Source organism: Streptomyces sp. CA-250714 (assembly GCF_050936705.1).
Taxonomy (GTDB): domain Bacteria; phylum Actinomycetota; class Actinomycetes; order Streptomycetales; family Streptomycetaceae; genus Streptomyces.
In genome coordinates, this window is the sequence record NZ_JBNJMI010000002.1 from 2110008 (window position 1) to 2124356 (window position 14349).

Consider the following 14349-nt stretch of genomic DNA (forward strand, 5'->3'; position numbering starts at 1 on the left):
TGCAGGACCGGAAAGGAGAGGGAGATATGGAATTCGCGTTCAGCCGGTTCGCCGGGCGCGGCGCGGCCGTTGGGCTCGCGCTGGGGCTGGTGACCGCCACGGGGTGGGAGGCCGCCGCCATGTCGACGCACGCCGAGGTCCTCGCGCTGGTCAACGCGGAGCGGGCCCGGGCCGGCTGCCCCGTGGTGACCGAGCGGGGGGCGCTGCGGCGCGCCGCACAGAAGCACAGCGTGCGCATGGCACGCTCCCACCGCCTCTCCCACACGGCGCCCGGCAGCTCAGGCCCGGGCCGGCGGGTGGCCGCCCAGGGCTACCGGTTCCAGCGCGTGGGAGAGAACCTCGCCCGGGGCCAGTGGAACGCCGCGCAGGTCGTACGGGCGTGGATGCGCAGCCCGAAGCACCGCGCCGCGCTGACCAACTGCGCCTACCGGCATGCCGGTGTGGGTGTGAGCAACAGGCCGGGCGGCCCGTGGTGGACGCTGCTGCTGGCCAGCAAGCGGAAGTGAGCCGCCGCGGGCGGGTCCGCTCGACGGGGAGAGTGCTCCGCACACACGCCGCGGGCCTCCGCACTACCGCGGGCCTGCGCACACACGACCGCGGCCCGGTGTGTGGGGCACCGGGCCGCGGAAGGTGGGGGTGTTGGGCCGGGTGGCGTCCGCCGTCACCCGACGATATTCAGACTGTTTTCCCGAACAGGGCCGTCACTTGACGACGTTCAGCAGCAGGTTGGGCGAGCCCTGACCCGGGTTGCCGACGACGTCCTTGGACGCGCCCTCGGTCAGCGCCTTGGAGACGGCGTCGGGCTTGGCGTCCTTGTGGCCCGAGAGGTAGACCGCCGCGGCGCCCGCCACGTGCGGCGAGGCCATCGAGGTGCCGGAGATGGTGTCGGTGGCGTCGTCGCCGGTGTTCCAGGCACCGGTGATGTCGACGCCGGGCGCGTACAGGTCCAGGACCTCGCCGTAGTTGGAGAAGTCGGCCTGGGCGTCCTTGTTGTCGGTCGCGCCGACCGTGATGGCTTCCTTCACCCGGGCCGGCGAGCTGTTCCCGGCGTCCGTGGACTCGTTGCCCGCGGCCACCGCGAAGGTGACACCGGCCTTGATCGAGTTCTGCACCGCCTTGTCCAGCGCCTCGTCGGCGCCGCCGCCCAGCGACATGTTGGCGACCGAGGGGGCCTTGGCGTTCTTGGTGACCCAGTCGATGCCCTGGACGACCTGCTCGGTGGTGCCGGAGCCCTGGTCGTCCAGCACGCGGACGGCGACCACGTTGGCCTTCTTCGCGACGCCGTGCGCCTCGCCCGCGACCGTGCTGGCGACGTGCGTGCCGTGCCCGTTGCCGTCGTTGGCGTCCTCGTCGCCGTCGACCGCGTCGAAACCGCTCTTGGCGCGGTCACCGAAGTCCTTGTGCGTGGTGCGGACACCGGTGTCGATGATGTAGGCGTTCACACCCTCGCCCGCGCCGTCCGGGTAGGTGTACTTCTTGTCGAGCTTCAGCTCGGGGGTGTCGATACGGTCCAGGCCCCAGGAGGGCGGGTTGGCCTGCTCGCCCGCGAGGGAGTGCTTCTGGTTCGCGTAGACCTTGTCGACCGACGGGTCGGCGGCCAGCTTCTTGGCCTCGCTCGCGGACATCTTCGCGGAGTAGCCGTTGAGTGCCTTGGTGAAGGTCTTGCGCACCTTGCCGCCGTGGTCGGCAATGACCGACTTGCCCTTCGCGGCGGCCGACGAGGTGCTCACGGCCGACTTCTTCATCGTGACGATGTAGCTGCCCTTGACGGCCTTCGCCGAGTTCGCTCCGACGACGGTGCCTTCCGTCTGCGCCTCCGGAGACGCGTTCGCGGGGAGCGCCGAGACGGTGCCGATGGCTGCCGCGGCAACTGCCGCCGATATGCCGAGGGCAACTTTCTTACGCGTCACTGCCATGGGGAGGGTTCCTCCTCGAGTGGGGGGATGCGCCTGTGGGGTGCGCGATCCGAACGCTAAGCGCACTGTCACGAGCAGGACAAGGGGGGCAGTGCAACGCGGGTAGACGGTCAATTGCCGTACGAGGGGCCATTCTTGGCGGTTCGGACGGGGTTGGTGGCGGAGGGGGAGGGGGTGGTGTCGGGTGCGTGTGCGTCTGGGGCGATGTGGGTCAGTTCGAGGTGCGGGGATATCCGGAGTGTGCGGATGTCCGGAGTGCGTGTATGTCCGTTGTCCGGAGTGCGTGTATGTCCGTGGTGCGCCAATGCCCGGAGTTACGGCTGGGTCTGAGGCCGACTGTGGTTCTGCGACTGCGTGGGTGGTTGCGTCTGCGACTGCGTGGGGGCTTGCGCTTGGGCTTGCGTCGGTGGCTGCGTGGCAGCTTGCGTCTGCGACTGTGCCGGCGGCTGGGCTTGGGGGAGCCAGCCGAGGCTCGCGGCGCGTACGCCGAGCTGGAATCTGGTCGCCGCACCGAGGCGCTCCATCAGCCCGTGCAGCCGCCGCTGGAAGGTGCGGTAGCTGATGCCCAGTTGGCGGGCCATCACCTGGTCCGTCATACCTGTCGTCAGCAGCGCCAGCAGCTTGGCCTCCTGCGGACTGGGCCCGTCCGGAGCCCCCGGACGGCGGCCCGACAGATACTCCGAGATCGGCAGCGCCCTGCCCCACAGCACCTCGAAGAACTCGCACAGCACCTCCAGCAGCCCGGAGGGGTGGACGACGACACTGCTGGCCAGCTCGTTCGGCGCGGCGCGCAGCGGGATCAGGGCGATGCGGTCGTCCGCGATCAGCATCTTCGTCGGGGTGTCCGCCATCACCCGGGCGTCCTCGCCCAGCTCGGCCGCCGCGCCGATGTCCTTGTCGAACCGGTGGAAGGTGGCAAGCCCCTCTGTGTCGTAGATCACCCGGTAGCTGATACCGCGCCGCATCATTTGCGCCTGCACCGGCATCATGCCGGTCTTCGGGTCGAGGCGGTCGGGGTCGCTGTTGGCGTACGGCGGCCGGTCGATTCCCCGTATCTCGGCGCGTGCGCTGCGCTGGAGCTGGTCGACCTGGCGGATGACGGCCGCCCGCCCTGTGACGATCTCCACCAGCTCCAGCGGATCGCGGCCTGCCGTGTGGGCCCGGAAGCGCGCGGCCAGGTGCTGGATATGGCGGCGGGTGCGGTGGATCTCCTCCTCGCGGGCGAGCAGCAGCGACTCGAAGGCGATCTCCGGAGCCACCGGCAGATAGCGCTCGGCTCCCTTGCTGCCCCGGTCCGCGGAGAATCGTCCCACCAGGTTGAGCTTTTCCAGGGAGGCGAGGGCTGTGCGGACACGGGCGGCGCTTACGCCCGCCGCCGCGCGTAGCTCGTTGACGGTGACGGCACCGTCCACCAATGCCTCGTAGACCTGCTGCTGGACGGGGTCGAGATCAAGAGCCTCCAACATGGTGGGCATCCTGTGGGTGGTGGCGAGTTCACGTCAATGACCGAAGCGTGACAGGGGGTTGGCAAATGGATAGGAACCCTGCGGAATCCGGCGCGGCGCGCTGACGCCGGGTCCGAGTGCGTGAGGGGCTCGCCCCCTGAGGCTTCCGGCTGGCGCCGGACCGCTGCTTGTGGGGGCACGCCCTCTGATGCTTCCGGCTGACGCCGGGTTGCCTGTGGGGGCACGCCCCCTTTCGTTTTCGGCTGCCGCCGACAGGTCGTGTCGGGGGGCTCCGCCCCCCAACGGCCCCCCGCTAGGTGGGCTTCGCCCCCCTAGGACCCCCCTTCCGCAATCCCGGAAGCCATTGACGTAAGAGCAGTCCGTGCGTAAGTGCTGCCCTTTGTCTGCGGGTGGCGCCCATATCTGGGGTGGAGCATGGGGCTCGGGGTCTTGGGGTGCGTGGGTGGTTACCGTCAGTGGGGATTGGGTTCCGGGTGACTATAGCGTCAGGGCGACGATTACACTCGACGGCGTGGCTCACCTACGTCTCGCGCTGAATCAGATCGACTCCACCGTCGGCGATCTGGAGGGCAATGCCGCGGCTGTCCTCCGGTGGACCCGGCACTCCGTCGAACAGGGCGCTCATCTGGTCGCGTTCCCGGAGATGATGCTGACCGGGTATCCGGTCGAGGACCTGGCGCTGCGCCGGTCGTTCGTCGAGGCGAGCCGCACCGCCGTGCGGGACCTCGCGCGGCGGCTGGCCGGTGAGGGGCTGGGTGAGGTGCCCGTCGTCGTCGGGTATCTGGACCGCGCCGAGCAGGACAGGCCCCGCTCAGGGCAGCCCGCCGGAGCCCCGCAGAACGCGGTGGCCGTACTGCACCGTGGCGAGATCGTGCTGACCTACGCCAAGCACCATCTGCCGAACTACGGCGTCTTCGACGAGTTCCGTTACTTCGTGCCCGGCGACACCATGCCCGTACTGCGGGTGCACGGGGTGGATGTGGCGCTCGCCATCTGCGAGGACCTGTGGCAGGAGGGCGGCCGGGTCCCGGCAGCGCGCAGCGTCGGTGCCGGGCTGCTGCTGTCGGTGAACGCCTCGCCGTACGAGCGGGACAAGGACGACACCCGGCTGGATCTGGTGCGCAAGCGCGCGCAGGAGGCCGGCTGCACCACGGCGTATCTGGCGATGATGGGGGGCCAGGACGAGCTGGTCTTCGACGGCGACTCGATCGTCGTCGCCCCGGACGGGCAGGTGCTGGCGCGTGCGCCGCAGTTCGAGGAGCAGTGTCTCGTCCTCGATCTGGAGCTGCCCGCTGCCGCCGCGACCCCGCCCTCGGGGGTGGTGGACGACGGGCTGCGCGTCGAGCACCGCGTCCTGTCCGCCGAGCCGCTGCCCGCGTACGAGCCGCGGGCCACCGGCAGCGAGGCGCCGCGCATGGACGACGACGAGGAGATCTACCACGCCCTGGTGGTCGGGCTGCGTGCGTACGTGGTCAAGAACGGCTTCCGTTCGGTGCTGATCGGGCTGTCCGGCGGCATCGACTCGGCGCTGACGGCCGCGATCGCCTGCGATGCGATCGGGGCTGAGAACGTGTACGGCATCTCGATGCCGTCGCGGTACTCCTCGGAGCATTCGAAGGAGGATGCCGCCGAGCTGGCGGAGCGCACCGGGCTCAACTTCCGCACCGTCGAGATCGAGCCGATGTTCGCCGCGTACATGGGCGCGCTGGGGCTCACCGGGCTCGCCGAGGAGAACCTCCAGGCCCGGCTGCGCGGCACGCTGCTGATGGCCGTCTCCAACCAGGAGGGCCACATCGTGCTCGCCCCGGGCAACAAGTCCGAGCTGGCGGTGGGCTACTCGACGCTGTACGGCGACGCGGTGGGCGCCTATGGCCCGATCAAGGACGTCTACAAAACGAACATCTTCCGCCTCGCGAAGTGGCGCAACCGCGCGGCCCAGGAACGCGGCCGGACCCCGCCCATCCCGGAGCGCTCCATCACCAAGCCGCCCAGCGCCGAGCTGGCCCCCGGCCAGGTGGACACCGACTCGCTGCCCGACTACGACGTCCTCGACCGCATACTGAAGCGGTACGTCGACGGCGACCAGGGCGCGGCCGCCATCGTCGAGGCGGGCTACGACGCGGAAACGGTGGCCCGGGTGCTTCGGATGACGGACCGCGCCGAGTACAAGCGCCGGCAGTACCCGCCGGGCACCAAGATCTCCCCCAAGGGCTTCGGCAAGGACCGCCGCCTGCCGATCACCAATCAGTGGCGGGAGGGCTGACGGCCGCCGCCGGGCAGGTCCGCAGCCACCAGGCTCGGGCCGGCGGGAGGTTGGCCCAGGCGGTGCGGGAGCCGGCGCGACAGCGCTCGCGGTAGCCCGCGAGGACGGCCTCCACCGCGCGGTGCCGGCGTGCCTCGGCCGCCGACGAGAACAGCCGGCGCGCCCGTGCGGTGCCCAGATACGCGAAGTAGGTGAGGGTGCCGCCCGGCTTCAGCAGCGTCAGCAGGTGCTCCATGACCGTCCCGACCTGAGCCGGGTCGAAGTTGGTGAAGGGCAGCCCGGAGACGATCACGTCGTAGTGGTGATCGGGATGCCAGTGCTCGATCCGGGTCTCCCGCACACGTGCGTACGCCTGGCCGGGGTGCGCCTCGGTCAGCGCCCGCAGCCGCGCGGCGAAGCGGGGGTTGCTCTCGATCACGTCCAGGCTGCTGCCCTCGCCGAGCGCGTCCAGCAGCAGCCGGGTGACCGGACCGGTGCCCGCGCCCACCTCCAGGACCGTGAGGGGGCGGTGCCCGGCCTGGCGGAGTACGGGCTCGGCCAGCAGCCCGGAGAGCCGGCGGCCGCTGGGGGCGAGGGCTCCGGTGGTACGTATGTCGGTCAGCGCCTCGGCGAGGAACAGCAGCCCGGCGCTGCCGGTACGGCGGTGCGGTGCGCTCCCGTCAGGGGTGTCGTCGGGGTTCCCCGAAGGGGCCGCCGCCGGACCGTCGTCGGGCGGGAAAGCCGTGTTCAGGGCGGTGTTGCGGGCGAACGGGTCGGTCATGCCGACGACGCTAGGAGCGGCGGCCGCATGGAAGATCCGCCGTTGTGCGACGGGAACCCCCTACGAAAGTCGGGGGTGACGCCGTCCGCGGGTGGGAGCCGGTGAGCGCGGGCCGTTTCTAGGCTCGGCCCGGTGAACGCGCACATCCTGGACCGGCCGGGCCCGCTGGGCCGGCGGGCGGCGTGGTGGGTCGACGGCGCCCTGGTGGCGCTCACGACCGCGGTCTCCGTGCAGGAGGCCGCCCTGATCGACGGGGCGCGGTACGGCACCTTCTGGGTCGCCCTGGCCGCGGCGGCCGGGCTGTCGCTCGCCGTACGGCGCCGGTGGCCGTCAGCGGCCGCGGCGCTCACCGCCGCCGCGGCCGGTCTGGCCGGGCTCGTCCTGCCGTTGCTGGTGGTGCTCTTCCACCTCGCTGCGCGGGGGCGGGCGCGCGCGGCGGGCTGGGCCGTGCTCGCCACGGTGGCGGTGAACTCGGCGGCGCTCGTCCTGCAAGTGAAGCCCGCCCCGCACCTGTGGGACGCCCGCTCCTACGGGCCCGTACTGCTGCTGGTCACCGCGGTGGCGCTGGGGCTGTGGACAGGTGGCAAGCGGCGGCTGGTGGCAGCCCTGGACGCGCGTGTCGAACATCTGCGTACGGAGCGGCTGTTGCGGGAGCGCTCCGCACGGCTCGCGGAACGGGCGGCCATCGCGGCGGAGATGCACGACGTACTGGCGCACCGGCTGAGCCTGATCGCGCTGCACACGGGCGTACTGGCCACCCGTAAAGAAGCCCTGCCGGAGCGGGTGGCGGACCGGGTCGGGCTGTTGCGGACGGCCGCCACGGACGCGCTCACGGACCTGCGGGACGTACTCGGCGCACTGCGCGAGCCGGATGGCGGCCCGGACGGCGATCCGGGGAGTGTCCCGGTGCGCGCGGCCCAGCCTGTGCCCGGGCAACCGGCGCTCCGGCAGGTCACGGACGTGGTCGCCGAGGCGCGGGCCGCGGGGCAGCGGGTCACAGCGGAGCTCGACGGGGCCGCGGCGCGTGCCCCCGCGGCGCATCGGCTCGCGGTGCTGCGGATCGTGCAGGAGGCGCTGACCAACGCCCGTAAGCACGCACCGGCCTCGCCCATGCGGATCGCCGTCCGGTACGGTCCGCCGGTCACGCTGGTCGAGGCCGTCAACGCCACGGGGCCCGCGTCCCGGCCGCTCCGGCTGCCGCCGTCCGGCTACGGCCTGGTCGGGCTGCGGGAACGGGTCGAGGCGCTGGGTGGCGAGCTGTCCGCGGGCCCGCACGAGGCGCCCGGCGGGGAGGCGTGCTGGCGCCTGGCCGTCCGGATTCCGCACGCGCTCCCGTATCCGCCGGGCCCGGACGACTAGGACCAACGAGAGGGGGGACGCGAGTGATCCGCGTCATGATCGTCGATGACGACGCGCTGGTGCGTCTGGGCCTCACCGACCTGATCGAGGGTGACAGCTCCCTCGAACTCGTCGCCGCCGCGCGGGACGGCGCCGAGGCCGTCGCGACGGCGACCGCGCACCGGGTGGACGTCGCGCTGGTGGACGTACGGATGCCGGGTACGGACGGCATCGCCGCCACCGCGCGGCTGCGCGCGCTGCCCGACCCGCCGCGGGTGATCACGCTGACCACCTTCGACCTGGACGCGTACGTCTACGACTCGCTCGCCGCGGGCGCGGACGGATTTCTGCTCAAGGACACCGACCCCGCGGAGATCCTCCGCGCCGTGCACCTGGTCGCTGCGGGCTCGGCCATGCTGCACCCAGCGGCGGCACGCCGGCTCATCGACCAGCACCATCGGCGCGGCAGCGCCCGTACGGCGCGGGCCCGCGCCGCCGTCGACCGGCTCACCCCGCGGGAACGCGATGTGCTGGCCCTGCTGGCGGAGGGCGCGGGCAACGCCGAGATCGCCGCCGCCCTGACCATGCGGGAGAGCACGGTCAAGGCGCATGTGAGCCGGATACTGTCCGGCCTCGGCGTGGACAACCGGGTACGGGCCGCGCTCGCGGCCCGCGATGCGGGGCTGGTGTGAGGCGGAGCCGGACCGGGTGCTGGTTCCGGCGCCCCGGTCCGGCCCTCAGGCGTCAGTCCTTGAGCATCAGCGCCCAGCCGTACGCATACAGCTCACAGTAGTAGTCGCTGTAGCCGTGGCGGACATAGTAAGCACCGGCGTCATTGCAGGCGGCCTTGGTGCGGTACCAGTCCTTGAAGCTGTAGCCGGCGGCGTGCTGTTCGGACGCGGCGCGGGGCGGCGCGTTGTCGCCGGGGGCGGCAACGGCCGGTGCGGCGGCGGCCAGGGTGCCGAGCATCGCCACAGCTGCGGCGGTGGCGGCGAGACGGGCCGAACGGGATCTCATGCGGGTTTCCTCCCTGTGGGACACGAACCGACCTCACGGGAGGGCGCGCACCGCGTGCCGAGGAGCGGGCACGCGCGCCCGATGTCCTCAACTGGCCGCCATTTCATGGCAGTTGGCAAGTCCCCGTGGTGTCGCGAAGAGAGTATGCAGGCACCGGGGCAACTGCCAGCGGCACACGCGGTGACTCAGATCACACGCGTCCCCCGCGTGCTCTTCGCACCCCACACGCGCCCGCCACCGCCTCCCCTCCTCTCCCCCCGGGAGCTGACCGCCGGGCGGCACGGGTTACACGTGCGAGTGAGCCTCCACCGGGACCTCGCCGGCGCGAGCGACAACGCGCGAGTCGCCCCGATCCAGTACGCCCGCCGTAATGGCGATGGCGAGGCCGGCCAGGGCGAGGGCCGCGCCGACCAGGGTGGGCGAGGTCCAGCCCCAGCCGGCGGCGATGACGACACCGCCGAGCCACGCGCCACCCGCGTTGGCGAGGTTGAACGCGGAGTGGTTGGACGCCGAAGCGATGGTGGGCGCGTGCGACGCGGCCCGCATCACCAGCATCTGGACCGGCGTGGTGATCAGGAAGCCGACGGCCCCCAGCAGCCCCACCAGCGCCAGCGCCGCCCACTTCACGGGCGCCACGAAGTGGAAGGTGACCATCAGCGCGGCCATCAGACCCAGCGCCACATACAGCGTGCGGCGCGGGGCGCGGTCGGTCAGCGGCCCGGCGATCAGCGTGCCCAGCGTCATACCGATGCCGAACAGGGCGAGCACCCAGGTCACCGAGGTCTCGGCAAGTCCTGTGACCTCCGTCATCATCGAGGCGAGATAGCTGTAGACGGCGAACACGCCGCCGAAGCCGAAGACGGCGGTCAGCAGCCCGAGGACGACCTGGCGGTTGCCCAGAGCGCGCAGTTCGTGACGTACGCCACCCTGGTGCTCCAGCGGCATACGGGGCACGAGCAGCGCGAGGGCCGACATGGCGACCAGGCCGATGAGGGTGACGACCACGAAGGTGGCGCGCCAGCCGAGTTGCTGGCCCAGCGCGGTGCCGCCGGGTACGCCGACGATGTTGGCGACGGTCAGCCCGAGGAACATCGTGGCGACGGCGCGGGCCGCCCGGCCCTCCTTCACGAGCCGGGCCGCGACCACGGCACCGACGCCGAAGAACGCACCGTGCGGCAGCCCGGCCAGCACCCGGCCGGCCAGCAGCGTGCCGAAGCCGGGAGCGAGCGCCGAGGCGAGGTTGCCGACGGTGAACAGCCCCATCAACAGCAGCAGCATCCGCTTGCGCGGGACGCGGGCGCCGACGGCGGTCAGCAGCGGGGCACCGAGTACGACACCGAGGGCGTAGGCGGAGACCAGATACCCCGCGGTCGGTACGGATGTACCGAGATCACCGGCGACGTTCGGCAGCAGGCCCATCATCACGAACTCGGTGGTGCCGATACCGAAGGCGCCCACGGCGAGTGCGAGCAGAGCCAGAGGCATGCGCAGACCTTTCTTATGCGGCAGGGGGTGTAACCGATTACATTGCCGGGTGCCCGGCGGTGCGGGTCTATGTTTGGCGGTGTAACAAAGTCTCGCAGCCGGATGTTCCACGGTGCAAAACGCGACGTTACGAGGGGTGGAATCTCCGCGGACCCGGGCGATACGGGGTGCCCCTTGCCCGCCGTCCGCGGCCGCGCCTGCGCTGTGGCTGTGGGGGCACTCCCCCAGCCTTCGGCCGGGGGTACCCCCACCCGGCCGGAGTCCCCCAGCCTCCGGCCGGGAGGTGCCCCCAGGGGAGCAGTTCCCCGCGCCCCTGACGGGGCGCAGCCCTCCCTAGCCCGTCAGATCGACCTTCGCCGCGATCGGGAGGTGGTCACTGTCAGTCGCCGGGAGGGTCCACGCGGAGACGGGGTCGGCGCCCTTGACCATGATCTGGTCGATCCGTGCCATCGGGAACGAGGCGGGCCAGCTGAAGCCGAAGCCGTCCCCCGCCGCACCCTGCGCGGACCGCATCTGGGAGGTGATGGGCGCGAGCGCACGGTCGTTCATGGTGCCGTTGAGGTCGCCGAGCAGCAGCACCTTGTCGGCCGGATCGTGCGCGATCGCCTCACCGAGCGCCGAGGCGCTGCCGTCGCGCTGCCCGGCCGTGAAGCCGGAGCGGAACTGCACCCGGACAGACGGGAGATGGGCGGCGTAGACGGCGACATCGCCCTTGGGCGTCTGCACGGTCGCGCGCATGGCGCGGGGCCAGCCCATCTTGATGTCGACCGTCCTGATGTCCTTCATCGGGTACTTGCTCCACAGCCCGACCGTGCCGGTGAGCTTGTGGTAGCGGTGCGTCTTGTCGAGCGCCGCCTGGTAGGAGGCAGCCTTGGCCGGGGAGACCTCTTCCAGCGCGATCACATCGGCGCCGGAGTCGACCAGCGCCCGGGACGTGCCGGCGGGGTCGGGGTTGCCCGCGTTGACGTTGTGGGTGAGGACGGTGAGGTCACCGGCGCCGCTGCCGGTCTTGTCGTCGAACAGGCCGCCGAACAGGTTCACCCAGACCAACGCCGGCACCAGCAGGGCGATCAGCGCGGTGGCCGACCGGCGCAGCACGGCGGCGGCGAGGAGTACGACGATCAGCAGCCCGCCCCACGGCAGGAACGTCTCCCACAACGAGCCGAGGTTGCCGATGGCGTTGGGCACCTCGGCGTGCAGCCAGAAGGCGAGCGCGAGGAGCAGGGCGATCACCGCCAGGACCCGGCCGCGCCGCCACTTCCCTGGACCCGACCAGCCCCGGGAAGCACCGTCGGCGCGGCTGCCGGTGAACCGGGACAAGAGTCCCTGCCGTCCGCCGCCGTCCTCGCTGTAGGTGGCCTCCGACGTGTACACGCGCGCCATCCGCCGTCCGTCCTCACTTGCCTGTGTTGGTGCCCGATGAACGATAGGCGATGCCCGTTTTCATTTAGTTAAACCCTTCGGTTCAACTGCGGGTCAACTGCCGCTTTCGCCCTGAAGTCCGGTGTGGAGTCTGAGAGGAGGACGAGAGCCGGCCGTCCTCGGGTTCCGGCAGGTCGGCGCTGGTTCGCGACTGTGACACAAGCCGCACTCCGCACGTACGGGCCGTCCGGCAGCACGCGTCACTCGCGCGGGCGGAGGCCGTCCAGGAAGGTGTCGACGATCTGCCGCGGCATCTCCTCGGGCAGCTCTTCCCAGTCGCGCAGCAGGATGCGGGCGAGGATCGGTGCCGTCAGCATGTCGACGAGGACGTCGATGTCGATGTCGTCGCGCAACTCCCCGCGCTCGATCCCCCGCCGCAGTACGAAGGCCAGCCGCTCGCGGCGGGCGCTCATGACGGTCTCGTGGTAGCGCTTCCACAGTTCGGGGCGGCTGTGCACATGGCCGGCCAGCACCCGCAGCAGCGCCGAGCGCCGCTTGGCGAGACCGATCTGGCGCAGCCGTCCCAGGGCCCCGGTCAGGACCTCGCGCAGCGGCCCGTCCCCTGGTCCCTCGTACGCCGGCTCCTCCATCTCCTTGACGACGTACAGGAAAAGCTCGTCCTTGCCGGACCAGCGGCGGTAGACAGCGGCCTTGCCGACGCCCGCGGTGCGGGCGATCCGTTCGACGGAGAGGGCGTCGTAGGAGACGCCCTCCTCCAGGAGCCGTGTCACCGCGTCCAGGATGGCGCGTTCGACGGCCTCGCTGCGCGGCCGCCCGCGCTGCTTCCCGGCGGGCTTTCCGGAGGACTTCCCGTAAGACTCCCCGGGCGGGATGGGCGGGTTCTCGCCGCTGTCCGGGCCCACTTCCGCAGCGCTGCTGCCGTCCTCACGCTTCACCGCAGGATCACCGCTCCGTCCCGACTCGTTCCCTCTCCTCTTCCCCACCGGTGTCATCCTCCCCTGCCGCGTCCACCACGGGTTTGCCGGGCAGCCAGTCGGCGACGACCAGCGCACCGAGCAGCGCGACGGCCCCGGAGGCGAGCACGGTGGTGTGCATGGCGTCGACGAAGGCCGACTTGGCGGGGTGCACCAGCGCCCGCCCCGCGGGTCCCAGCCGGTCGGCGAGCGCGAGGGTGGCCTCGATGGACTCGCCGGCCGAGTGCCGTGCGCCGTCGGACAGGCGCGGCACGGCGGCGAGGGCGCCGTCGACGCCGTCCCGGTAGCGGGTGGAGAGCAGCGAGCCGAGGACGGCCACCCCGAGCGCCCCGCCGACCTGGCGGAAGGTGTTGTTGACGGCCGAGCCGGAACCCGCCTTCTCGGGGGGCATCGTCTGCATGATCGAGACGGTGGCGGGCGGCATGATGTGCGCCATCGCGCCGCCGATCACGAAGTAGATGACCTCCAGTTGCCACAGCGGCGTAGCCTCGTCCAGCGCCGTGAAGGCGAACATGCCGACGGCGACCAGCACCATGCCCACCGTGCACACGGCCTTGGCGCCGAAGCGGGTGACGGCCTTGGCAGCACGCGGCGAGAAGATCATCTGGGCGGCGGCCAGCGGGAGCATCAGCAGTCCGGCCTCCAGCGGGCTGAAGCCGCGCACGCTCTGGATGTAGAAGACGCCGAAGAACATCACTCCCATGAGCGCGAAGAAGACAAGGGCGATCGCGGCGACGGCGGCGGAGAACGCGGGCTCGCGGAAGTAGCGCACATCGAGCGCCGGGTGGCTGCTGCGCCGCTCGTGCAGCACGAACAGCACAGGAGGAGGACGCCGCCGCCCGCCGCGGCGAGCACCTTCGGGTCGGTGAAGTCGGCGAGCTGGCCGCCCTCGATGATCCCGTAGACCAGCAGTACCAGCCCGGCGACCGAGAGGAGTACGCCCAGCGGGTCGAGGCGGCCGGATGCGGGATCGCGGGAGTCGGGCACCAGCACCAGGATCGCCACCAGGGCCACGACCACCACGGGCGCGTTGACGAGGAAGACCGAGCCCCACCAGAAGTGGTCGAGCAGCACCCCGCCGGTGATGGGGCCGATGGCGATGGCGAGCCCGACGCCGCCCGCCCAGACGCCGATGGCCTTGGGCTGTTCCTCGCGCGGGAAGACGTTCATCAGGATGGCCAGGGTGGCCGGCATCACGAAGGCCGCGCCGAGCCCCATCAGGGCGCGGTAGCCGATCAGTTCGCCGGGCCCGGCGGAGAAGGCGGCGAGCACGGAGCCGAGACCGAACACCAGCAGCCCGCTCAGCAGCACCTTCTTACGGCCGAGCCGGTCGCCGAGGAGGCCCGCGGTGAACAGGAGCCCGGCGAAGACGAGCGTGTAGGCGTTGATGGACCACTCCAACTCGCTCTGGGTGGCGCCGAGTCCATTCGGTGCGGGCCGGGCGAGGGTCTTCATCGCCACGTTGAGGATGCTGTTGTCCAGGACGACGACCAGCAGGCTGAGCATCAGGACGCCCAGGACCGTCCACCGGCGCCGGTGGAGCGCCGCGGCTGCCGCGGGCATCTCAGGTGGAGCGGAGGGCTCGGGCGAAGCGGAAGGACCGGGGCTGCTCATGCCAGGCAGCGTAGGGGCTCTTTTCGAAACGGTTCCGTTCCGTTTCGCAAAAAATTGGTCATGCCCACCCCGGATCCGGCCCTCTACCGGGCCGCAGAGGGGCGTGCCAGCATGGACACAGATCCGGAGACGC

Annotated in this window: 11 protein-coding genes and 1 pseudogene; 4 read left to right on the forward strand and 8 right to left on the reverse strand. The window is 71.5% G+C overall.

Annotated features, from left to right (window positions below):
* The first annotated feature begins 26 nt into the window (after window positions 1–26).
* Window positions 27–506, forward strand: a complete 480-nt coding sequence (locus ACQEU8_RS28315) for a CAP domain-containing protein (protein ID WP_433105985.1) — start codon at window positions 27–29, stop codon at window positions 504–506.
* A 195-nt stretch (window positions 507–701) separates the two neighbouring features.
* Here the strand turns inward: ACQEU8_RS28315 and ACQEU8_RS28320 are convergent, their stop codons facing one another.
* Entirely contained in the window at window positions 702–1916 is a 1215-nt protein-coding gene (locus ACQEU8_RS28320) for a S8 family peptidase (protein ID WP_433105987.1), read from the reverse strand.
* Between the two features lie 314 nt (window positions 1917–2230).
* Window positions 2231–3382: a helix-turn-helix transcriptional regulator gene (locus ACQEU8_RS28325; protein ID WP_433105989.1), complete on the reverse strand. Its 1152-nt coding sequence runs from the start codon at window positions 3380–3382 to the stop codon at window positions 2231–2233.
* A 511-nt stretch (window positions 3383–3893) separates the two neighbouring features.
* Here ACQEU8_RS28325 and ACQEU8_RS28330 point away from each other — a divergent pair.
* A complete protein-coding gene (locus tag ACQEU8_RS28330; RefSeq protein ID WP_433105991.1) occupies window positions 3894–5645 on the forward strand; it encodes an NAD+ synthase in 1752 nt (583 codons plus the stop codon).
* On the opposite strand, the gene ACQEU8_RS28335 is transcribed toward ACQEU8_RS28330, so the two are convergent.
* Complete coding sequence (locus ACQEU8_RS28335) at window positions 5620–6405, reverse strand: class I SAM-dependent methyltransferase (RefSeq protein ID WP_433105993.1); 786 nt, start codon at window positions 6403–6405, stop codon at window positions 5620–5622. The genes ACQEU8_RS28330 and ACQEU8_RS28335 overlap by 26 nt on opposite strands.
* A 132-nt stretch (window positions 6406–6537) precedes the next feature.
* Here ACQEU8_RS28335 and ACQEU8_RS28340 point away from each other — a divergent pair, with 132 nt between their 5' ends.
* Entirely contained in the window at window positions 6538–7764 is a 1227-nt protein-coding gene (locus ACQEU8_RS28340; RefSeq protein ID WP_433105995.1) for a sensor histidine kinase, read from the forward strand.
* 23 nt (window positions 7765–7787) lie between these two features.
* Entirely contained in the window at window positions 7788–8435 is a 648-nt protein-coding gene (locus ACQEU8_RS28345; protein WP_433105997.1) for a response regulator, read from the forward strand.
* Between the two features lie 52 nt (window positions 8436–8487).
* Here ACQEU8_RS28345 and ACQEU8_RS28350 read toward each other — a convergent pair whose 3' ends face one another.
* From ACQEU8_RS28350 to ACQEU8_RS28370, 5 genes and pseudogenes are all read right to left on the reverse strand, one after another.
* Entirely contained in the window at window positions 8488–8760 is a 273-nt protein-coding gene (locus tag ACQEU8_RS28350; RefSeq protein WP_433105999.1) for a hypothetical protein, read from the reverse strand.
* A 285-nt stretch (window positions 8761–9045) separates the two neighbouring features.
* Window positions 9046–10245, reverse strand: coding sequence for an MFS transporter (locus ACQEU8_RS28355; protein WP_433106001.1), 1200 nt, complete (start codon window positions 10243–10245; stop codon window positions 9046–9048).
* 333 nt (window positions 10246–10578) lie between these two features.
* A complete protein-coding gene (locus ACQEU8_RS28360) occupies window positions 10579–11628 on the reverse strand; it encodes an endonuclease/exonuclease/phosphatase family protein (protein ID WP_433106003.1) in 1050 nt (349 codons plus the stop codon).
* A gap of 239 nt (window positions 11629–11867) precedes the next feature.
* Window positions 11868–12563: a TetR/AcrR family transcriptional regulator gene (locus tag ACQEU8_RS28365; RefSeq protein ID WP_433106005.1), complete on the reverse strand. Its 696-nt coding sequence runs from the start codon at window positions 12561–12563 to the stop codon at window positions 11868–11870.
* A gap of 7 nt (window positions 12564–12570) precedes the next feature.
* Window positions 12571–14216 (reverse strand): annotated as a pseudogene (locus ACQEU8_RS28370) (MFS transporter).
* Window positions 14217–14349 lie beyond the last annotated feature (133 nt).